At 56.8% G+C, this 21,132-nt stretch carries 19 protein-coding genes; 11 read left to right on the forward strand and 8 right to left on the reverse strand.

What is annotated here, in order from left to right; genetic code table 11:
• Positions 1 to 38: 38 nt before the first annotated feature.
• The 4 genes from FQ185_RS04360 to FQ185_RS04375 all read right to left on the reverse strand — a co-directional run bounded on the left by FQ185_RS04360 (position 39) and on the right by FQ185_RS04375 (position 4,670).
• A complete protein-coding gene (locus FQ185_RS04360; protein WP_149416416.1) occupies positions 39 to 434 on the reverse strand; it encodes a DUF1090 domain-containing protein in 396 nt (131 codons plus the stop codon).
• 98 nt (positions 435 to 532) lie between these two features.
• Positions 533 to 2,212 (reverse strand): NAD-dependent DNA ligase LigB, encoded by a 1,680-nt coding sequence (gene ligB, locus FQ185_RS04365; RefSeq protein WP_149416417.1) that lies wholly within the window; start codon positions 2,210 to 2,212, stop codon positions 533 to 535.
• 253 nt (positions 2,213 to 2,465) lie between these two features.
• Positions 2,466 to 3,656, reverse strand: a complete 1,191-nt coding sequence (metK, locus tag FQ185_RS04370) for a methionine adenosyltransferase (protein WP_149416418.1) — start codon at positions 3,654 to 3,656, stop codon at positions 2,466 to 2,468.
• An 18-nt stretch (positions 3,657 to 3,674) separates the two neighbouring features.
• Complete coding sequence (locus FQ185_RS04375) at positions 3,675 to 4,670, reverse strand: metalloregulator ArsR/SmtB family transcription factor (protein ID WP_149416419.1); 996 nt, start codon at positions 4,668 to 4,670, stop codon at positions 3,675 to 3,677.
• A gap of 273 nt (positions 4,671 to 4,943) precedes the next feature.
• Here FQ185_RS04375 and tkt point away from each other — a divergent pair, with 273 nt between their 5' ends.
• The 6 genes from tkt to fba all read left to right on the forward strand — a co-directional run bounded on the left by tkt (position 4,944) and on the right by fba (position 11,286).
• Positions 4,944 to 6,941, forward strand: coding sequence for a transketolase (tkt, locus tag FQ185_RS04380; protein ID WP_149416420.1), 1,998 nt, complete (start codon positions 4,944 to 4,946; stop codon positions 6,939 to 6,941).
• Positions 6,942 to 7,093: 152 nt separating this feature from the next.
• Positions 7,094 to 8,146: an erythrose-4-phosphate dehydrogenase gene (gene epd, locus FQ185_RS04385; RefSeq protein ID WP_149416421.1), complete on the forward strand. Its 1,053-nt coding sequence runs from the start codon at positions 7,094 to 7,096 to the stop codon at positions 8,144 to 8,146.
• Between the two features lie 12 nt (positions 8,147 to 8,158).
• Positions 8,159 to 9,322: a phosphoglycerate kinase gene (locus FQ185_RS04390; protein WP_149416422.1), complete on the forward strand. Its 1,164-nt coding sequence runs from the start codon at positions 8,159 to 8,161 to the stop codon at positions 9,320 to 9,322.
• A 34-nt stretch (positions 9,323 to 9,356) separates the two neighbouring features.
• Positions 9,357 to 9,581, forward strand: coding sequence for a hypothetical protein (locus tag FQ185_RS04395; protein ID WP_149416423.1), 225 nt, complete (start codon positions 9,357 to 9,359; stop codon positions 9,579 to 9,581).
• A 56-nt stretch (positions 9,582 to 9,637) separates the two neighbouring features.
• Positions 9,638 to 9,970: an MliC family protein gene (locus tag FQ185_RS04400; protein ID WP_149416424.1), complete on the forward strand. Its 333-nt coding sequence runs from the start codon at positions 9,638 to 9,640 to the stop codon at positions 9,968 to 9,970.
• 251 nt (positions 9,971 to 10,221) lie between these two features.
• On the forward strand, positions 10,222 to 11,286 hold the full coding sequence (fba, locus tag FQ185_RS04405; RefSeq protein ID WP_149416425.1) for a class II fructose-bisphosphate aldolase: 1,065 nt from the start codon (positions 10,222 to 10,224) through the stop codon (positions 11,284 to 11,286).
• A gap of 1,729 nt (positions 11,287 to 13,015) precedes the next feature.
• On the opposite strand, the gene FQ185_RS04410 is transcribed toward fba, so the two are convergent.
• Entirely contained in the window at positions 13,016 to 14,401 is a 1,386-nt protein-coding gene (locus FQ185_RS04410) for an IS4 family transposase (RefSeq protein WP_149416426.1), read from the reverse strand.
• Positions 14,402 to 14,686: 285 nt separating this feature from the next.
• On the opposite strand from FQ185_RS04410, the gene FQ185_RS04415 reads away from it, so the two are divergent.
• Together FQ185_RS04415 and FQ185_RS04420 are read left to right on the forward strand one after the other, a co-directional pair.
• On the forward strand, positions 14,687 to 14,935 hold the full coding sequence (locus FQ185_RS04415; protein WP_149416427.1) for a hypothetical protein: 249 nt from the start codon (positions 14,687 to 14,689) through the stop codon (positions 14,933 to 14,935).
• 46 nt (positions 14,936 to 14,981) lie between these two features.
• Positions 14,982 to 15,212 carry a hypothetical protein gene (locus FQ185_RS04420; RefSeq protein ID WP_149416428.1) on the forward strand — a complete coding sequence of 77 codons (231 nt, stop codon included), beginning with the start codon at positions 14,982 to 14,984 and terminating at the stop codon, positions 15,210 to 15,212.
• A 135-nt stretch (positions 15,213 to 15,347) separates the two neighbouring features.
• Here FQ185_RS04420 and FQ185_RS04425 read toward each other — a convergent pair whose 3' ends face one another.
• Together FQ185_RS04425 and FQ185_RS04430 are read right to left on the reverse strand one after the other, a co-directional pair.
• Positions 15,348 to 15,635, reverse strand: a complete 288-nt coding sequence (locus tag FQ185_RS04425) for a fructose-bisphosphate aldolase (RefSeq protein ID WP_149416429.1) — start codon at positions 15,633 to 15,635, stop codon at positions 15,348 to 15,350.
• 701 nt (positions 15,636 to 16,336) lie between these two features.
• Positions 16,337 to 17,005 (reverse strand): polysaccharide lyase family 7 protein, encoded by a 669-nt coding sequence (locus FQ185_RS04430; protein ID WP_149416430.1) that lies wholly within the window; start codon positions 17,003 to 17,005, stop codon positions 16,337 to 16,339.
• Positions 17,006 to 17,329: 324 nt separating this feature from the next.
• Between FQ185_RS04430 and FQ185_RS04435 the strand changes: the two genes are divergently transcribed.
• The 3 genes from FQ185_RS04435 to FQ185_RS04445 are packed head-to-tail and all read left to right on the forward strand — an operon-like array spanning position 17,330 to position 20,319.
• On the forward strand, positions 17,330 to 19,453 hold the full coding sequence (locus tag FQ185_RS04435) for a bifunctional diguanylate cyclase/phosphodiesterase (protein ID WP_149416431.1): 2,124 nt from the start codon (positions 17,330 to 17,332) through the stop codon (positions 19,451 to 19,453).
• A gap of 46 nt (positions 19,454 to 19,499) precedes the next feature.
• Entirely contained in the window at positions 19,500 to 19,991 is a 492-nt protein-coding gene (locus FQ185_RS04440; protein ID WP_149416432.1) for a M48 family metallopeptidase, read from the forward strand.
• 31 nt (positions 19,992 to 20,022) lie between these two features.
• Complete coding sequence (locus FQ185_RS04445; protein ID WP_085697800.1) at positions 20,023 to 20,319, forward strand: helix-turn-helix domain-containing protein; 297 nt, start codon at positions 20,023 to 20,025, stop codon at positions 20,317 to 20,319.
• Between the two features lie 123 nt (positions 20,320 to 20,442).
• Here FQ185_RS04445 and FQ185_RS04450 read toward each other — a convergent pair whose 3' ends face one another.
• The gene (locus FQ185_RS04450; protein WP_149416433.1) at positions 20,443 to 20,895 is read right to left on the reverse strand and encodes a GNAT family N-acetyltransferase; all 453 of its coding nucleotides are present in this window, start codon (positions 20,893 to 20,895) and stop codon (positions 20,443 to 20,445) included.
• Positions 20,896 to 21,132 lie beyond the last annotated feature (237 nt).

The following is a 21,132-nucleotide window of genomic DNA, read 5'->3' on the forward strand; positions in this document are numbered from 1 at the left end:
TCCCACGCAGAGCGTGGGAACGATCACCACAAATGTTCTTACTTATCCAGCTCGTCGAGCGCGTCCTGCAATTCCTTGCGGGACTCGGCGAGTTTGTCTTTACGCTTGTTGATTTTCTCGGCATCGCCTTTCTTCATTGCCTTGTCGAGGTCGGCCTGACGCTGGCTGACTTCGTGCTTGGCGTCGAGCACCTTGTTTTCCCGTTCTTTCTTCAGGGAGGCGTCGGTGCAATGGGTGGTGACTTCGCTCAAGGCTGTTTCCAGGCCGGCCTGTTGATCGGCGTTGCCGTGGGATTTGGCCAGTTCGATCTGGTTGATGATGCCCTGTTTTTTGGCGGCGCAACCGGTCAGGCCGGGGGCCTCCTCGGCGGCCATCAGGGGAGCGGCCATCACGCTGCAAAGGGTCAGCAGGACGAGCGGTGAAAGAAGTTTCATAAAAGCTCCATGTAAAAAAGCATTCGGGTCGATGTGGCGATGCGTTGTTTGAGCCCTGCGGCACCTTTGGGTTCCCGGGTCGTCGGCACCACCGGCCGCTAAAAGCCCTCAACCCCCGCCACTCGTAATATGTCACTCAAGATCAGGACCTGCGGGTCGCGGAAAAATGCGCTCAATTGCGCCGCGCGTCCCGGGCCGATGCCAGTTTCGGCCTGCCATTGCTCGGTGTTTCGTTGCGCCAGTTCCTGCCATGAGTCGGCGAGGCGTGCCTGGCCAGTCGGCGGCAAACCCAAGGCTTTGAGCCAGCGTGCGAACGGGCGTTGCCGGGCACTGTTGAAACTGTTCAAAAGACGAGCACTGCTGCGCTCGCCGAAACCGTCAATGTTAGCAAGCTCTTGAGCATCGAGGGTTAACCAATCCAGCAGGCCGTTCAGGCGGCCTGTTTCGAAAAGTTTCTCCCAAGTGCCCGGCCCGACACTGGGCAAGGCCAATCCCTGCTTGCCGCTTAGCCACGTCAGTCGCGCGAGAAATTGGCTTTCACATCCTGGCGTCGGCTGCCAGCAACTCAAATGATGAAAATCCTTTGCCAGCGGTACGCTCAACTCAATGCGTTCGGTGCTGCGCAGTACGACCCCGTCGAGCCTTGGAATGGTCAGGCCTGCAAGGCTGATGGACACCTGATCGCCGGGTCGAATATCCAGTTCTTCCCAGCGTCGCAGAGAGCTGACGCTGACGCGCTTGATCTGTCGGTCATCGAGCATCACCGGTATCAGTTCCAGCACGGGAGTGATCCGACCGGTCCGTCCTATCTTGAAGTTGACCTTGCGCACCTCGGCCAACGCCTGGGCAAAAGGGTATTTCCAGGCGACGCTCCAGTAAGGCACTTTGGCCTGCCAGCGCTCGGCGGGTGGACGCTGGTCCTGACGCAGGACAATGCCATCGCTGGTAAAGGGCAGGGGCGAGCGATACCAGTGATCGCGCCAGCGTTGCGCGTCGGCAAATGCCTTGATCGGCTGACTGAATAGCGCAGTGCTCGGGAATCCCAATTCATCCAGTGCTGCCGCGCGGACAGGCAAACTGGCCGGGCCTTGTGGCCAGTCCCAGACAAACAGGCCGATACCGGCGGCTTGCTGAACGCTCAAATTCTTGCGGGCCATCAAACCGGCCACTGTGGCGCGGGCATTGAGGCTGCCGGCCTGGGCTTGTACGTGATCGGTCAGGCGCCAATAGAGTTCGCCTTGCACCAGTAAGTCCAGCGGTTGTGGCAATTGTTGGGGGATAGCGGCGATCTGGCGCGCCGAAGTCGTCCAGTCCTGCCCGTTTACTCCGTCGCCGCGACTGATCGCCTGGGTCAGCAGGCCTTTGCGGTAAATCAGCGTCACCGCCACGCCGTCAACCTTGGGCTGAACCCAGACATCGCTGCGATTTTTTAGCCAGGCTTCGACGGCGCGACCATCGCGCAGTTTTTCCAGGCCGGTATGGGCGATGGGATGTGCAATCGTGCCGCCTGCAGTGCGCAACGGATCTGCGGATGGACCTGAGTCGAAACATTCACGCCATTCGGTCAGTCGAGCGCGAGACTGATCGTAGAGTTCGTCGGTGACCAATGAGCGGCCTTGGCGATGATAGTTATCGTCCCAGAGGTCGATTTGTTTTTGGAGTGTGGTGATTTCGTTCAGGGCGCGTGCGGGTGGCCAGTCGGGGCACTCGGTGGCGTTGGTGGTCAGGCAGGCAAAAGCCAGCAGGAAACTGAAAAACAGGCGCAGGTCGAACGGCATCGTGAGCGTCCTTGCTCGGGGATATGTCGCAAGGCTAGGCCACTATTTGCTGGGGCAATGGGCGGGTGTTTTTCCGGGTATTTCTGGTGGCAGGGCTGGCCGGGAGTCTGCGTCGTCCGTAAATTTTGTACACGCCAATGATCAATGTGGGAGCGAGCCTGCTCGCGAAGGCAGCGACACGGTCTCAAGCGCAAGGCAATAAAAAACCCCGCACGGCGAACCGTGCAGGGCTTTTGGTACCGCCGGGGAAGTCTTACAGGCCGGCAGCAGCGCGCAAGGAATCGGCGCGGTCGGTTTTTTCCCAGGTGAACGTGGTGAAAGTATCTTCACCGACGGTCTTGGTTTGCGGGGTGCGACCGAAGTGGCCGTACGCAGCGGTTTCCTGGTACATCGGGTGCAGCAGGTCGAGCATGGTGGTGATTGCGTATGGGCGCAGGTCGAACACTTCGCGGACAAGGTTGACGATTTTCTCATCGCTGATCTTGCCGGTGCCGAAGGTGTTCAACGAAATCGACGTAGGCTGAGCTACACCAATTGCGTAGGAAACCTGAATCTCGCAACGCTCGGCCAAGCCGGCAGCGACGATGTTCTTGGCCACATAACGACCGGCGTAGGCTGCCGAACGGTCCACCTTCGATGGATCTTTACCGGAGAACGCACCGCCACCGTGGCGAGCCATGCCGCCGTAGGTGTCGACGATGATCTTGCGACCGGTCAGACCGCAGTCGCCAACCGGGCCGCCGATGATGAACTGGCCGGTCGGGTTGATGTGGAACTGGGTGTCCTTGTGCAGCAATTCGGCAGGCAGCACGTGCTTGACGATCAGCTCCATCACGCCTTCGCGCAGGTCTTTGTACGACACTTCAGGGTTGTGCTGGGTCGACAGCACAACGGCGTCGATGCCGACAACCTTGCCATTTTCGTAACGGCAGGTGACCTGGGATTTGGCGTCCGGGCGCAGCCAAGGCAGCAGGCCGGATTTGCGGGCTTCAGCCTGACGCTGCACCAACTGGTGAGAGAAGGTGATCGGCGCTGGCATCAGCACGTCGGTTTCGTTGCTGGCGTAGCCGAACATCAGGCCTTGGTCGCCGGCGCCCTGATCTTCAGGCTTGGCACGGTCGACGCCCTGGTTGATGTCGGGAGACTGCTTGCCGATGATGTTCATCACGCCGCAGGTGGCACCGTCGAAACCGACGTCGGAGCTGGTGTAGCCGATGTCGGTGATGACGTCACGAACGATCTGCTCCAGGTCAACCCAGGCCGAGGTGGTGACTTCGCCAGCGATGATCGCCACGCCCGTTTTCACCAGAGTCTCGCACGCCACACGGGCGAACTTGTCCTCAGCAATGATGGCGTCCAGCACCGCATCAGAAATCTGATCGGCGATTTTGTCCGGATGCCCTTCAGACACGGACTCGGAGGTGAAGAGGGAGTATTCGCTCATCTCGATGTTTTCCTGAATTTACCGATGGTGAGTGTCGCCAGTCGGTCGCTGAAAGTGGCGGACCTGGATCTGGAAACCATTACGTAAGCCTACATAGAGGCTTTCCCCGGGAGCGAGTCCCGCAGCGGTGGCCCAACGGGCCAAATCGTCCTGTTCAAACCCCAACCAGAGATCACCGCAGGCCTCCCTGGCCCAACTCTGGTTGTGGCTGCATAAATCTGTCACGAGCAGGCTGCCGCCCGGTTGCAGCAAATTGGCCATGTGCTTGAGCGCATCGGCCGGCGCGGCAAAATGGTGCAGCACCATGTTCAGTACAACGCAATCGGCCTGAAGGCTTACACCATTCAATGCATCGGCCAGTTGCAGGCTGACGTTAGTCAAGGATTCACGCTCGCAGACCTGGCGCGCCAGTTCAAGCATCGCCGGGCTGTTGTCCAGCGCCGTGACCTGAGTGAAGCGGCGCGCCAGTTCCGGTAGAAACGCACCGTCCCCGGGGCCGACTTCAATGGCCGTGGCGCCTTCATTGAAATTCAGCTTGTCGAGCAAGGCCACCACGCTCTCGCGGTACTGCGGCAGGCCGGCGATCAAGTCTTGCTGGGCGCGAAATTTCTCGGCAACCCGTGAGAAAAAGTCCTGGCTGGCCGCCGCGCGTTGCCCATGGACCTGAGCGATCCGCGACTGCACATCGTCAGGCAAGGCCAGGTTATCCACTTCTTCCAGTAGCGCGGCATGCAGCTTGCCGCCCGTTAGATCGGTATGGGGCAGGGCGCGACGGTAGAAAATCGCATTGCCTTCACGGCGAGTTGCCACCAGATCAGCCTGTGCCAACACCTTGAGGTGATGACTCATGCCGGACTGGCCAATACCGAAGATCTGCGCCAGTTCCAGCACGCCAAACGAATCGTTGGACAGCGCGCGCAATACATTCAGGCGCAGAGGATCGCCGCCGGCCTTGCACAGGGCCGCCAGCTCATCGCAATCGTCATGTCGAATGGAAGGCACGCGTAAATTCATAAGGCCAGCAGTCTAGTGACGGTCAGAAATCATCGCAAGGGCAATATCAAAAAGTTTTGATATTGGACGATAGATGGCACTTCTCAGCGTTAGGTTTAGTCAACAAACGAACAGCGGAAAGGTTTCACCAGTCGAATACGCTGTTAACCATTGGAAAAACGCCTTCAGATGACTATCTGTCATTGCCCCGAGGCGGGTGGGTGAGGGAAAATGCTCGCCTTTTTTCCGTTTCGTTTTATTCACTCTCGATTCAGAACCCTCAGGAGAACAGCGATGCCAAGCCGTCGTGAGCGTGCCAACGCCATTCGTGCCCTCAGCATGGATGCCGTGCAAAAAGCCAACAGCGGCCATCCCGGTGCCCCTATGGGTATGGCGGATATCGCCGAAGTACTTTGGCGTGACTACCTGAAGCACAACCCGAGCAATCCATCGTTTGCCGACCGTGACCGCTTCGTGCTGTCTAACGGTCACGGCTCGATGCTGATTTACTCGCTGCTGCACCTGACCGGCTACGACCTGTCGATCGATGACCTGAAAAACTTCCGCCAGCTGCACAGCCGCACCCCGGGTCACCCGGAACTCGGCTATACCCCAGGTGTTGAAACCACCACCGGTCCACTGGGCCAAGGCCTGGCTAACGCCGTTGGTTTCGCCCTGGCAGAAAAAGTCCTGGCGGCGCAATTCAACCGTCCTGGCCACAACATCGTCGACCACCACACCTATGTGTTCCTGGGTGATGGCTGCATGATGGAAGGCATTTCCCACGAAGTCGGCTCCCTGGCCGGTACGTTGGGCCTGGGTAAACTGATCGCCTTCTACGATGACAACGGCATTTCCATCGACGGTGAAGTCGAAGGCTGGTTCACCGACGACACCCCGAAGCGTTTCGAAGCCTACAACTGGCAAGTGATCCGCAATGTCGACGGCCACGACCCTGAAGAAATCAAGATCGCGATCGAGACGGCGCGCAAAAGCGAGTTGCCGACCCTGATCTGCTGCAAGACCACCATCGGCTTCGGTTCGCCGAACAAGCAAGGCAAGGAAGATTGCCACGGCGCCCCGTTGGGTGACGCGGAAATCGCTCTGACCCGTGCCGCGCTGAAGTGGAACTACGGCCCGTTCGAAATCCCGGCTGACATCTACGCCGAGTGGGATGCCAAGGAAGCTGGCCGCGCGGCTGAAGCCGAGTGGGATCAGCGTTTCGCGGCTTACTCCGCAGCCTTCCCTGAGCTGGCCAGCGAACTGGTGCGTCGTCTGAGCGGCGAGCTGCCGGAAGACTTCGCTGAAAAAGCTTCGGCTTATATTGCTGAAGTGGCAGCCAAGGGCGAAACCATCGCCAGCCGTAAAGCCAGCCAGAATGCATTGAATGCCTACGGCCCGCTGCTGCCTGAACTGCTGGGCGGCTCGGCTGACCTGGCCGGTTCCAACCTGACCCTGTGGAAAGGTTGCAAAGGTGTTTCGGCTGAAGACGCCAGCGGCAACTACATGTACTACGGCGTTCGCGAGTTCGGCATGAGCGCAATCATGAACGGCGTTTCGTTGCACGGTGGTCTGGTGCCTTACGGCGCGACCTTCCTGATGTTCATGGAATACGCCCGCAACGCCGTACGCATGGCCTCGCTGATGAAGAAACGCGTGGTGTTCGTCTACACCCACGACTCCATCGGTCTGGGCGAAGACGGCCCGACTCACCAGGCGGTCGAACAACTGACCAGCCTGCGTACCACGCCGAACCTCGACACCTGGCGCCCGGCCGATGCCGTTGAATCCGCGGTGTGCTGGAAGCTGGCTCTGGAACGCAAGGACGGCCCTTCGGCGCTGATCTTCTCGCGTCAGAACCTGCAACACCAAACCCGCAACGCGTTGCAGATCGCTGACATCTCCCGTGGCGGATACGTGTTGAAGGATTGCGACGGCGAGCCTGAGCTGATCCTGATCTCCACTGGTTCCGAAGTCGGCCTGGCGGTTCAGGCCTACGACAAGCTGACTGAACAAGGTCGCAAAGTGCGCGTTGTTTCGATGCCTTGCACCAGCGTGTTCGATGCTCAGGACGCCGGTTACAAGCAAGCAGTTCTGCCGTTGCAGGTCAGCGCCCGTATCGCGATCGAAGCCGCCCACGCGGACTACTGGTACAAGTACGTGGGCCTGGAAGGCCGCGTGATCGGTATGACCACTTACGGCGAGTCGGCGCCTGCGTCTGCCTTGTTCGAAGAATTCGGCTTCACCCTGGAAAACATCCTGGGTCAGGCTGAAGAGCTGCTGGAAGACTAAGTCCAGGTGATGTATTGCCTGTTCTGACGCCATCGCGGGCAAGCCCGCTCCCACAGGGATCTACATCGTCCATGTGGGAGCGAGCCTGCTCGCGATGACGATGGAACATTCAACACCGCAATAACGGATTCACCACGGTAATCGAGAACCCCATGCCTCAACCGCGTCCTTACAAAGTTGCACTCAACGGCTACGGCCGGATTGGTCGTTGCGTCTTGCGTGCGTTGTTTGAGCGAGGCGATAAGGCCGGGTTTGAAATTGTCGCGATCAACGATCTGGCCGACATGGCCAGCATCGAATACCTGACACGCTTCGACTCCACTCACGGGCGTTTTCCCGGTGAAGTGAAGATCGACGGCGATTGTCTGCATATTAATGGTGACTGCGTGAAGGTCCTGCGCAGTGCCACCCCCGAAGGCATCGATTGGGCGTCGCTGGGCGTCGATCTGGTGCTGGAGTGCTCCGGCGCGTACCACACGCGTGAAGACGGCCAGCGTTTCCTCGACGCCGGCGCACCGCGCGTGCTGTTTTCCCAGCCGATGGCCAGCGAGGCGGATGTCGACGCCACCATCGTCTACGGCGTGAACCAGGATTGCCTGACCGGCGACGAGCTACTGGTGTCCAACGCGTCCTGCACCACCAACTGCGGCGTGCCGCTGTTGCGCCTGCTGGATCAGGCCATTGGTCTGGAATACGTGTCGATCACCACCATCCACTCGGCGATGAACGATCAGCCGGTGATCGACGCCTATCATCACGAAGACCTGCGCCGCACCCGTTCGGCGTTCCAGTCGGTGATTCCGGTGTCCACTGGTCTGGCGCGTGGCATCGAACGGCTGTTGCCGGAACTTGCCGGGCGAATTCAGGCCAAAGCCGTGCGGGTGCCGACGGTAAACGTGTCTTGCCTCGACATTACGATGCAGACCGTGAGCGACACCGACGCCACCGAGGTCAACCGGATTTTGCGCGAGGCCGCCACCAGTGGCCCGCTCAAAGGCCTTCTGGCCTACACCGAGCTGCCCCATGCAAGCTGTGATTTCAACCATGACCCACATTCGGCCATCGTCGATGCCAGTCAGACCCGAGTTTCCGGCCCGCGGCTGGTGAACATCCTGGCCTGGTTCGACAACGAATGGGGTTTTGCCAACCGAATGCTGGATGTTGCGGAACACTATCTGCAGACATCTGCCTCTCCAAAACAGTAGGAAATGCGACCCATGACCGTGTTGAAGATGACCGACCTCGATCTGCAAGGTAAGCGCGTACTGATCCGCGAAGACCTCAACGTCCCAGTCAAGGACGGTGTTGTCACCAGCGATGCGCGAATCCTGGCCTCGCTGCCGACCATCAAGCTGGCCCTGGAAAAAGGCGCGGCCGTGATGGTCTGCTCGCACCTTGGCCGCCCGACCGAAGGCGAGTTCTCGGCCGAGAATAGCCTCAAGCCAGTCGCTGACTACCTGAGCAAGGCCCTGGGCCGTGAAGTGCCGCTGGTGGCCGATTACCTGAACGGCGTTGACGTGAAGGCCGGCGACATCGTGCTGTTCGAAAACGTGCGCTTCAACAAAGGCGAGAAAAAGAACGCTGACGAACTGGCCCAGCAATACGCCGCCCTGTGCGACGTGTTCGTGATGGACGCCTTCGGCACCGCTCACCGCGCCGAGGGTTCGACCCATGGCGTGGCCAAGTTCGCCAAAGTCGCCGCCGCTGGCCCGTTGCTGGCTGCTGAGCTGGACGCACTGGGCAAAGCCCTCGGCGCCCCGGCCCAGCCTATGGCTGCCATCGTTGCCGGTTCCAAGGTGTCGACCAAACTGGACGTGCTGAACAGCCTGAGCCAGATCTGCAACCAGCTGATCGTCGGCGGCGGCATTGCCAACACCTTCCTGGCCGCGGCCGGTCACCCGGTCGGCAAGTCCCTGTACGAGCCGGACCTGCTGGACACCGCTCGCGCCATCGCCGCCAAAGTCAGCGTGCCTCTGCCAGTCGACGTTGTCGTTGCCAAGGAATTCGCTGAAAGCGCGACCGCTACCGTCAAACTGATCGCCGACGTGGCCGCAGACGACATGATCCTGGACATCGGCCCGCAGACCGCGGCGAATTTCGCCGAGCTGCTGAAGTCGTCCAAGACCATTCTGTGGAACGGCCCGGTGGGCGTGTTCGAATTCGACCAGTTCGGTAACGGCACCAAAGTTCTGGCCCAGGCCATCGCGGAAAGCTCGGCGTTCTCGATCGCTGGCGGCGGCGACACCCTGGCAGCCATCGATAAATATGGCGTTGCTGATCGAATCTCCTACATTTCTACCGGTGGCGGCGCGTTCCTCGAGTTCGTCGAAGGCAAGGTTCTGCCGGCCGTAGAAGTTCTGGAAAGCCGGGCCAAGGCCTGAGGCCGCCCATTTGACCAGGCAAAGGAGTGTTCAGATGGTCAAGACGTTAGCGCTGTTGATCGTCACGGTTTCGCTGGCGGCTTGCGGGAGTAATCCGAAAGCCAAACCGGATCCCGCGCCGTCTGCGCCGGATAATAAAGGCTGTTACCAGGCCGACTGGCAGGCGGAAACCAACCCGGTGATCAACAAGCGTTCTGGGCCTGATGGCCTGGAGAAATACGAGACCCAGACCCCGGCCAAGGAACATGGTTGCCCTTGACGGGTCAGACTCTTTACTCAGGGCTGGCGGCGTGCGCCGCTGGTCGAGGAACATGGATGAAAGGTTTTATCGCCATTACGGCGCTGGCTCTGCTGGCAGGTTGTTCGAATTTCAACCTGTTCAAGCCTGCCGAATCGACGGATAACTGGACCACCTGGACCTGCGACAGCCAGGCCAAAGTGCTCTGGCGTTATACCGACGACAGCCGCAAGGAAGTCGACGTGCGCCTCGGCGGGGCCGATCAGGTCTACCGTTTGAAGCTTGAGCCGGGCACCGAAGGTTCGCTGTACAGCAACGACATGCTGGCGTTTCACGTAAAAGGTGAGGAAGGCCTGGTTTACTGGGTCGCCACCAACGATTTGATCGGCCGCGGTTGTAAAGCGCAGTAATTGACACACCACGGACCTAATGTGGGAGCGAGCCTGCTCGCGATAGCAGTCTCCCAGTCGCTGCACTGGTGACTGCAAGATCGCTATCGCGAGCAGGCTCGCTCCCACAAGGGTTCCGGGTAGTTCTGAAGATTCAGGCAACACCGAATTCGCAGCCCGGGCCAACCCCCGATCTGCAATAACTTGAATAGCCGCCGCCGCTACGGCAGGCTGGCACGATTAACGACCCTCAACCGGGAGAGACATACACAATGGCACTTATCAGCATGCGCCAGATGTTGGACCACGCAGCCGAGTACGGCTACGGCGTTCCAGCCTTCAACGTCAACAACCTTGAGCAGATGCGCGCCATCATGGAAGCCGCTGACAAGACTGACTCCCCGGTGATCGTCCAGGCTTCGGCCGGTGCTCGCAAATACGCCGGCGCCCCGTTCCTGCGTCACCTGATCCTGGCAGCCATCGAAGAATTCCCGCACATCCCGGTGTGCATGCACCAGGACCACGGCACCAGCCCTGACGTCTGCCAACGCTCCATCCAACTGGGCTTCAGCTCGGTGATGATGGACGGTTCCCTGGGTGAAGACGGCAAGACCCCGACCGACTACGACTACAACATTCGCGTCACCCAACAAACCGTGGCCATGGCTCACGCCTGCGGCGTATCGGTAGAAGGCGAGCTGGGTTGCCTGGGTTCGCTGGAAACCGGCATGGCCGGTGAAGAAGACGGCATCGGCGCCGAAGGCGTTTTGGATCACAGCCAAATGCTGACCGACCCGGAAGAAGCCGCTGACTTCGTCAAACGCACTCAGGTCGACGCCCTGGCCATCGCCATCGGTACCAGCCACGGCGCGTACAAGTTCACCAAGCCACCGACCGGCGACGTACTGGCCATCGACCGCATCAAAGAAATCCACAAACGCATCCCGAACACCCACCTGGTGATGCACGGTTCGTCTTCGGTTCCGCAAGACTGGCTGGCGATCATCAACCAGTACGGCGGCGACATCAAAGAAACCTACGGCGTACCGGTTGAAGAAATCGTCGAAGGCATCAAGCACGGCGTGCGCAAGGTCAACATCGACACTGATCTGCGTTTGGCTTCCACCGGTGCGATGCGTCGCCTGATGGCTACCAACCCGAGCGAGTTTGACCCGCGTAAGTTCTTCGGCGCGACTGTTACTGCGATGCGTGATGTGTGTATTGCGCGTTATGAAGCGTTTGGTACTGCGGGGAATGCTTCGAAGATCAAGCCGATCTCGTTGGAAGCGATGTATCAGCGGTATTTGAAAGGTGAGTTGAACGCTAAGGTCAATTAAGTCCGAGCGTTTATAAAAAAACCCGCAATAATGCGGGTTTTTTATTTATATTCATTATCTTGATAAATCAATATAAACCTGAAAGTTTAACTGCATTCAACAGCTATACCGATAACTACTAAGTTTGGGTTTGGCGAGTTAGGAGGTCGTCACTGAACTGGTGAGGCTCCAGTCTGAATAGTCGATATTGTCCACACGCTCTCTTACTTGTACGTTAATGGTTTGTAATAATCGGGCGTACCCCTTCCTGAAACTGTAATTGTAGCAGCTCCGCCTTTGACGCTATCAATATAGGCAGTCATGATAAATATCCTTCTGTAAGTGGTCGTCGGGAATTGACGGTGTGATAAAACTCTAGTGATGCATTAGAAATCACAGTTCCGACGAATAGCTGTAGGTAAAATGGTGCATTTAATTCGATACTACACTGAGTACGCACTTATGTTTGGCGGTGGGTTTAATTGTCCCTTGGCAATCCCGGACATCGAGAACTAAACTGGACTAGCGATATTGGCATGCGTGCTCAACTATTCCTGCGCGTACGGGGTTGAGTTCGGTGTGGCTACCGCACGTCAGCAAATAGGTGTATGTCTGAACGGGACTGGATTTGTAACGACTCTCCCACAACGTCCCGGAGCGATCTTTAAGACGATTTCTGTAGCGGGTAGTACGAGCCGCAAGAAACTTTATCAACTTGCCCAGAGCTGTCGCCGCTTTATTTGGGTGAAGTAATAAATTTACATATTTTATCATCAAGCAAAACGCATAGCCTTTTATAAAAATGCTTTTTTTGCTCTTTCAGGTTTTGAGATAGCTCTCAAAATCTTGCGGCTGAGCGAAAAAAACCTTCTGGTTGTTGCCGCGCTGAACGATATGGTGCGGAAAATTGAGCATTACCACACTAGCTTTTCGGGGCATGAAACCTTCTACCTTCGTGTAGTGAAAAATACAAGCCTGGCAGTAAAAACAGTGTTACATAAGTCCGATCCCTTTATTGGCTCTATTGCGTCCCCTTTATTGCCCTAATATGTCGACCGCAGATAATGGTGGGGTGAGTGGGGAATGCTATCAATTAATTTAATAGATAATTTTTTCCTCGCTGGTCTTTGATGCGGCCAATATGCTTGTTTTTGGTGTGCTGCTACTTTTATTATTCGAATAGAATATAAGATCCTGTCATTTTTAACAGGTGTATTTGGCAGTTAGGGGGGTTAGGCTCTGTCGTGCAGCAATCAAGTTGCAAGTCGGATGTATGAGTCGAAAAAAGACTCTTATGTTGCGATATCTTCAATAAGGAGAAATTATAATGGCAGTCACAAGTATTCGATTGAACTACTGTTCTTCACTTGGTAGTGCTGTTGTTTCCGGTACTGTTAGTCGGCCGCACGATCCTGTTTATGCATGCATGGCGGGACATGGCGGACTTCTGGGCTCTACTATGTCTGATGAGGCGGGTAACTTTACGCTTAATATCTCTGCTCCACCAGGTACTTACAACGCTCAGTTGACAGATGTGCCAGGGGGTACGGGGACTTGGACTACGCCCATTACAGTTAGCACTCAAGGATAGTGTTTTGCGAATGTACTTCATAATGAATTAAAATGTTTGAAAAAGTCTTAAGGCCCGCCTGTCAGACTGCATGTTCACACAGCCTGGCAATGCGGGTTTTTTATGAGCTCTTTAATCAGTTGTACAGAGGGCTGTAAAGGGGACAGATCTGAATGGCACTTACTTAACATGTTTAGCGTGCCCATTTTTCCTGACATCAGCCCTTGCTGACCGACGTGATTTGGTCAGCAAGGGGTAGGCTTGAGGTCTTCGTTTTATGGCTCGCGGCTCGATACGACCAGGCCGGTTTCCAACGCGCCTTTGAGCGATCAGCGCCAATAAATTTGAAAGGCCATCCTCTTCTTCAGGGCTGTCATATTGTCGCAGCGCCAGCCATAGCTGAAGGCTGTGTTTGAAGCTCAGTTCGCGAGGTAGGCAGTCAGCTGATAGAGCCGATTGTGCCATCAGCATTCGGATCAGATTGTGTGCCAACAGATAGACCCATAACTCCTTGACTGCCATGCCTGGGGTTTTGCAGCTTAACTTTCCAAGTCCCAGCGTAGCTTTGAGGTTTCGCAAATCTAACTCGACATGCCATCGCCCCTTGTACAGTGATTTAAGGGCTGTTTTTGGTGTCTGCTTCGGGCAATGCAACGTGGTCACCAAAGTCTTTCCGCCAGCCTTCAACTCTCGCACGGTCAGTCTTTCAGGCGCCTGTTCGTAATGCGCCTGACTCATCCAGGGCGGCCTTCTTTCGGGCTTTTTCAACTCGATCAGATGATCTTCCGAACCGAGACTTTGCCCCAAGCGAAAGTCCGTGCTGCGCCGTCGAGCGCCATATTGTTCGAACACGCCATCGACACCTCTTCGTTGCAACTCGCACAGCAGGAAATAGGTAGCGTAGTAAGCGTCGCCCAACAAAATGTCGCCACTATTCAACGTGTCGAGCATTGATCTGAGCAGCGTCTGTTCATCGCCGCCCTTGCCTCGGAAACGCCCAAGGGCGGCATCTAAAACGGCGCCGCTGGAGAGGCAAACGATGCCAACCACTCGACACAGCGGAAAACCAAGACCGACTTTCTGACCGCGAGACTGCGGATAGGCACCCTGATTGGCCGCGGTGTCGGGCATGCTGACCGTCGTACCGTCCACAAGGCGTACAGGCCGTCCCATCCAGCGCCACGACGAGGGTGCTTTTTCACTTATCGAAGCACCGGTGTGCCTGACCAACGTGGAAACCATCTCAACAGGCAGCCGCTCTCTGGCTTTACAGTAGGCGCCCGTGCGAGTGCTATTGGGCTTCATGCCGCCACAAGACCGTTTGATGGACAAGTCGTTGACGGCGTTCTGGCAGGAACGGTCGGCACTCATCGCTTGAGCCAGGAACATAGGCAGCGTTTCAGTCGGCGGAAACAGACGCTCCCGATATTCTGGCAGTGCAGACTCGACGCGCTGTAACAGTTCGGGAGCGGTGAGAAGATTGAAAAACGCATAGGTATCACAGTTCGAAGCGTGTCGATGGAAACGTTGCTGTTGATGCTGGAGAATTTGACGTCTACGATTCATTGGGGCTGTGTCCTTGGTTCGTCGGTGTGTGTTCGCAACTATCACCGTAGACCAAGACCAGCCCTTCTTTATTTTTTGCTTTTAGCTCAAGTGGTTAGCTGCTAAGTAAGTGCCATTCAGATCTGTCCCCTTTGTTGCCAAAGGGTATTAAAAACTGTCATTTATTACAGGTGACTTGATGCTGGCTGCGACCTAGTGTGAATGCGCAGCCGGAGAAGAAAGCGTTAGGTGGATTAAACAGATCTGTCACCTTTCTTCTATCTTTGATCTGCGGAGAGTGTAGCCATGGAAAATAGTAAATTTGGTGGCGGTTATAGTATCCAGCTTTCTATTCCAGCTCGATTGGAGTTGCTGAATAGTAATGACCGAATTGATGTGACGCTAACAACTGGCAAGGTGGTGTCAGGCCTTTTTAGTTCGTGCAGTGATGGCAAGCTGGAGTTGACGGTGGTTGGCACTGACGAGAAAACCATGATCAATGTCGACGATATCGAAGCTCTGGTTGTCCCGCAGTCAACGGCAAGAGTTGTCTGAAAGTCAGATGCTTAAATAGATCGGTCCCCTTCTCAGGAGTTTTATTATGACTAGCTATAGTTACACTGCACATGCCGATGGCGGCACGCACAACACTCAATACGGAGGCGTTGATGCCAGCACGCCAACAGAAGTAGAAGCAGAAGCAGAAGCAGAAGCAGAAGCAAAGGTTAAAGCAATGTATAGCTACCCCGTGCACGTTACTCTGCAAATAAACCAAATGGAGGAGGGGCGACTTTTGTCGGAAACCGTAATGGACCGTGGAAGGCTTTGTTAAAGGCTATCAATTCGCTTTATGGTTCAATGCAGAAAGAGCATGGACGTAATTATCAGAGCGGCGCCCGGAAGGTCGCCGCACTTTTTTACGGTTTTGTGTATTTATTTAATTGTCCGCATAAAGCCTGATATTCAGTTATTTAGGTTTATCAAACCCGCGTTGCTCAATCACCCGAAACACATCGCTTACATCCTGGACCATGATCCGGGCGATGTTGGTGACGGTGTTGATGTCGTTCTCGGCATAGTCCGGCAGGCTGGTGCAGGCCATGAGGTGCAGGTATTTGAGGACGGCGCTGAGGCGTTCGCTGACGCAATTGTGGAGTTCTTGGAGTGGGGCGTCGCTGTCGATGAGCAGGACGGGGTAGTCGGTGGCGAATTGGGACATGGGGGTGAAGCGACGAGGCGGTTGTTGATTGCTCATGGAAAATCCTTAACTCAAGAAAGAATTCGCCACCGTTTGCTGCGAAACAAATGGGGTGGCAGCTGTGCGCGGGTTCGCAGACCGAGGAGTTAAGACCCGGCAGACCCGAAGGTCTCCCACGCACAGCCGCCATAAAAAACGAATACGGGCAAACGCTGACCGTATCGTATTTTGACGGTTGTGGTTCTAACTCGGTAGGGCTGCGAAACCCTATCGCCGACTGTTGCCGGCGACGGGGCGAACTATAAGCGGCGACTTTGGTGGCTGCAACCGGGGTGTAGGACCGTAGCGCGGTCATTGTGGTGAGGGAGCTTGCTCAAGTTCGGCGGCGCAGCCGTCGTAAACCGGGCAGAGCGGTGCATCGGTAGGAATGGGGTGGCAGAGTTTGGGAGCTGTTTCGCACCCGAGCGGGAACAAGCTCCCTCGACACAGTCGGATCAGTCCTACGACTTTTGCGGACGCTCAAAATGTTCAGTTGCTTGTAGCAGCTGTCGAGCTTGGGAGCCTGAGTTCGGCTGCGAAGCAGTCGTAAAACCCGAGACGGTGTTTTTCGTTTGCCGGGATACGACTGCTGCGCAGCCGAACGCAGCCTCGCGGGCTCGGCCGCTGCTACGGGGATTGAGTTGTTCTTGGGAGGAATGGGACGCTGAGCGTCCCGGGCTGCATTCCCTCGCGGAGCTTGGGAACGATCGGTGTGAGGATTACTTGTCGTGATCAATATCCAGCTTGCTGAACGTCACTTTCCCGCCTTCACTGGTGTACCCGGTGTGGTCCTGCACATAGGCCCCGGCCTTGAAGTACAGCGGCTTGTCACGCCAGGTCGCGCTGATGTCGGTGTCCCATTGGTAGCCGGCAGCGCTAATGCCCAGCGCTCCGCCCGGGCTCAGGTGGATGAGGTAGGAAAACTCCCGATCCAGTTTCACCCCGGTAGCAATGGTGATTATCCGGGCGGTATCGTCATCGGGGCGCATACGAACCTTGGCGACGATGTTGCCTGTCTGCGTAGTGGTCTTGTACTGATACTCGACCTTCACCATGGGTTTCTGGCTCTTATAGGCATGGATCTGGCCGATGACGATCTTGCCCGAGGTCGGCACCTGATTCACCGTCAGGGTCGCGCGCAGTGAGTTGTCGGCGTCTGGGTAGAGCCAGTTTTTCAGCGTGCCGTTGCTGTAGGTTTCGCGAAGTTCGGTGCGGGGATACTTTGCGTTTTCAGTTGTAGAACCGGTGACCGGGGTCCAGAAAAACAAGGTGCCGGTATCGGAGTGGAAGTATTGGTCCTTGAAGCCATCCACCAGTTTTGACGTTTCAACGGTGTACGGCGGATTGCCGACGGGAACGCTGAGGTTCCAGGTTGCGAGATCGATCATAGACAAAAGCTTCCACGGATTTTTTACTGCACGCACGTGCCAGAAGCTCTAGCACGCACCTTCGAGGGCGATCTTTATAAGCGCAGAAGGGTTATTTGTTAATGCCCGTCTGGCAGATGGTTGACGTCAACATCCTGTCGAAAGGCCATCTTTCCCGGTTTCAGGGGCCTGTGGCGCTGACCGTTAGTCGGCAAATGAACGCTTTGATTAAATGATGGCGCACCGACACCTTCTGCTTTCACTGATCCCGGTCTAGAGTGAAGGCTTAGTATTTGTCCGGTTTTCACGAGAAACCGGCCTGACGCCCCGAACAAGAGAAGCAGCATGGAATGCGCGCAACCCACGCCAGTTGAAGGCAGCTCAATCCTTTTAATCGTCGATGACTACCCTGAAAACCTGATCAGCATGCGCGCGTTGTTACAGCGCCAGGACTGGCAGGTCATGACCGCCGCCTCGGGCTTCGAAGCACTCAGTCTGTTACTCGAACATGATGTCGACCTGGTGCTGCTGGATGTGCAGATGCCGGGTATGGACGGGTTCGAAGTGGCGCGCCTGATGCGCGGGAGTCAGCGAACCCGTCTCACGCCGATCATTTTTCTGACCGCCAACGAACAGTCCCAGGACGCCGTGATCAAGGGCTACGCCAGTGGTGCGGTGGATTACCTGTTCAAACCCTTCGACCCGCAAATTCTCAAGCCCAAAGTCCAGGCGTTGCTCGAGCATCAACGCAACCGGCGTGCGCTGCAGCGCCTGAGCCACGATCTGGAGGTCGCTCGTGCCTTTAATGCCTCGGTGCTGGATAACGCAGCCGAAGGCATTCTGGTGGTCGATGAGGACGGTCTGATCCGCTTTGCCAACCCGGCGATGTCGCGGCTGCTCAATGCCACGGTGCAAGACCTGCAAGGCAGGGAGTTCCTGGATTTCCTGCAAAAGCCGCATATTCCGGTCTGGGCCGATTCAGAGCTGTTGGCCGGATACAAGCGTGTTGAAACCTTGCGCCTGCATGATGCGTTGCTGCGAACCGCGCCCGGCCAGCAGGTGCCCGTAGCATTGTCCTGTGCACCGTTGCCCAGCGAGCAACATGCGATGGTGGTGACGGTGCTGGACATGTCGGTGGTGCGCCATCTGCATCAGCAACTGGAATTCCAGGCGGTCACTGACCCATTGACCGGGCTGCTCAATCGTCGCGGCTTTTACCAGACGGCGGAAAACCTGCTGCGGCGTGGCGACCGCACTGACAGCGCCTGGGTGCTGCTGTATCTGGACCTCGACGGCTTCAAGCGGGTCAATGATTCCCTCGGTCACGATGCCGGGGATCGGGTGCTGCGTTGGGTGTCCGAGCAGTTGAAGGCCTGCCTGCGGCCCTTCGACATTCTGGCGCGCATGGGCGGTGACGAGTTCACGGCGTTGCTGGATCTGGAATTCCCCGAGCAAGCGGCCAAGATTGCCGAGAAGCTCATTGAGCGGGTGTCGATCTGTCAGCAGATTGATGGTCTGGACATCGCGTTGGGCGCCAGCATCGGCATTGCGACTTACCCGGATTGCGGCTCCAATCTCGACGGCTTGCTGCGTGCGTCAGACATCGCCATGTACGAAGCCAAGCGCGCCGGCCGTCAGCAATATCGCTTCTATGATCACGAAATGAATGGCCGCGCACGCTCGCGGTTGATGCTCGAAGAAAGTGTGCGCGCGGCCATCGAGAACCGTGATTTCAATTTGGTGTATCAGCCTCAGGTGGCCATTGTCAGCGGGCAAATTCGCGGCTTCGAGGCGTTGCTGCGCTGGCAGCATCCGAGCGTTGGCGATGTCCCGCCAGGGCTGTTTTTGCCGTTGCTGGAAGAGGCGCGGTTGATCAGTCGCTTGGGCAGCTGGATTTATCAGCGCGGGGCGGGCCAGCGCAAAGCCTGGGAAACCTTGTTTGCCGAGGATTTGGTGCTGGGCGTCAGTTTGAGCAGTACGCAGTTCGGCATGCCTAACCTGGTGACGGAATTGCGCCAGGTGCTGGAGCGTCATGGTTTGCAGGCGCGCCATCTGGAAGTCGAGATCACTGAAGAGGCGTTGACGCTCAACCCCGAGGAAACCCGCAAACAGCTGCGCCTGTTGCGTAACCTGGGCGTGCGAGTGGCCCTGGATGACTTCGGTTCAGGGCCGTGCTCGTTGTCTCATCTGCGTGATCTGGAGCTGGATACGGTCAAATTCGACCGGCATTTGATCGCCCGGTTGCCGGAGTCTTCGAGGGATGCAGCGCTGGTGCGCAACGTTATCGACCTGTGCAAGCAGTACGGCATGCTGGTGATTGCCGAAGGGGTGGAAACCGTTGCGCAATACGAGTGGCTGCAAGCCAATGGCTGCGAATACGTGCAAGGTTTTCTGGTGTCGCGGCCGATGATGGCCGAGGACATCGGCAACTTTGTGCAGCCGTTCGACTGGAGCGCGCTGACCGGCTGAATTCGTTACACTGGCGACCTTTTCGTGACTCGTGTTGCCCGCCCCAATGACCGCGTTGAAATACCTCCAGGCCTATCCCGCTGCATTGCAGGACCAGGTGCGCCAGCTGATCGCCGAAGGTCGGCTGGGCGATTACCTGAGCCAGCGTTACCCGGAAAAACACCAGGTACAGAGCGACAAGGCGTTGTACACCTATGCCCTGGACCTCAAGCAGGAATACCTGCGTAACGCCCCGACCATCGATAAGGTGTTGTTCGACAACCGTCTGGACTTGACCCATCGCGCCCTTGGCCTGCACACAACAATCTCTCGGGTTCAGGGTGGCAAGCTCAAGTCCAAGAAAGAAATTCGCGTGGCCTCGTTGTTCAAAGAGGCACCTTCCGAGTTTCTGAAAATGATCGTGGTGCATGAGCTCGCGCACTTTAAAGAGTCGGATCACAACAAGGCGTTCTACAAGTTGTGCGAACACATGTTGCCGGGGTATCACCAGGTGGAATTCGATGTGCGGGTGTACCTGACGTGGCGGGACATGCAGTAGAAAAATCAAGATCGCAGCCGGGAGTGTTTAGATGGACGTGAGCAAGACCAAGAGCAGCTTCTATCGTCGGTTGTACGTGGCGTACCTGATCGACAGCGGGCTGGCCAGCAGCGTCCCGGCGCTGACCGAGATAACCGGCATGCCCCGGCGCACGGCCCAGGACACCATCGCCGCGTTGGCGGATCTGGATATTGTTTGCGAATTCGAGCAAGAAGAAGGCGCACGCAACCATGCCGGGCGCTATCGGATTCGTGAGTGGGGGGCGATTGATCGGGGATGGATCGAGCGTAATTTGCGGCAGATCAAAGCGGTGCTGGAATATCCCTAGCTGCTGCGGTGACTGAGCTGACGCCTTCGCGGGCAAGCCCGCTCCCACAGGTACCGAGGTGAATTGCAAATTTGTGATTCACTCGCGATCACTGTGGGAGCGGGCTTGCCCGCGATGGGGTCCTCAGGAACGACGCATCCCGATGTGTGGAATGTCATCCTCCAGAAACTCCTTACCTGTCACAACAAACCCGTATCGCCCGTAATACCTCTGCAAATGCGCCTGGGCCGAGAGATAGATCGGGACTTCGGGCCAGCGTTTTTCGGCCTGCTTCAACGCCTGGGCCATCAACTCATGCCCAAGTCCGGTGCCGCGTGCCTGAGGGGCAATGATCACCCGCCCGATCACCACGTCGCCGCCCTGTAACTCCGGGTCGAGCAACCGCAGGTACGCCACCAGGCGATCCCCGTCCCAAGCCATCAAATGGTAAGTGTCACCTTCAAGATCCTGGCCATCGATGTCTTGATAGACGCATTTCTGCTCGACGACGAACACCTCTGCCCGTAGCTGCAGAATGGCGTACAGCTGTTCTTTGCCCAGATCACTGTGGTGTTTGCAGACCCAATCGATTGTCATCTTCACATTCCTTGATCAACGTCGTTCCGATACTAAGCGCCCAGCCGAAAGATGTCTTGATGACGGAGAAATCTGTGACGAAGGCCAAAATGCCATCATTCATTTCTCGCGGCGTTGTCTTCTTTGTGTAATCTGCGATGAAGCGCTGTGCAGTGGCTTCAATGAGCTAATGTTAGTACCTGGGTTTTGGCGGTACGGGGGCCTTGGAGTTTTGGCTGAAAAACACGCCGGGCAACC

The organism is Pseudomonas sp. ANT_H12B, from assembly GCF_008369325.1.
Taxonomy (GTDB): Bacteria; Pseudomonadota; Gammaproteobacteria; order Pseudomonadales; family Pseudomonadaceae; genus Aquipseudomonas.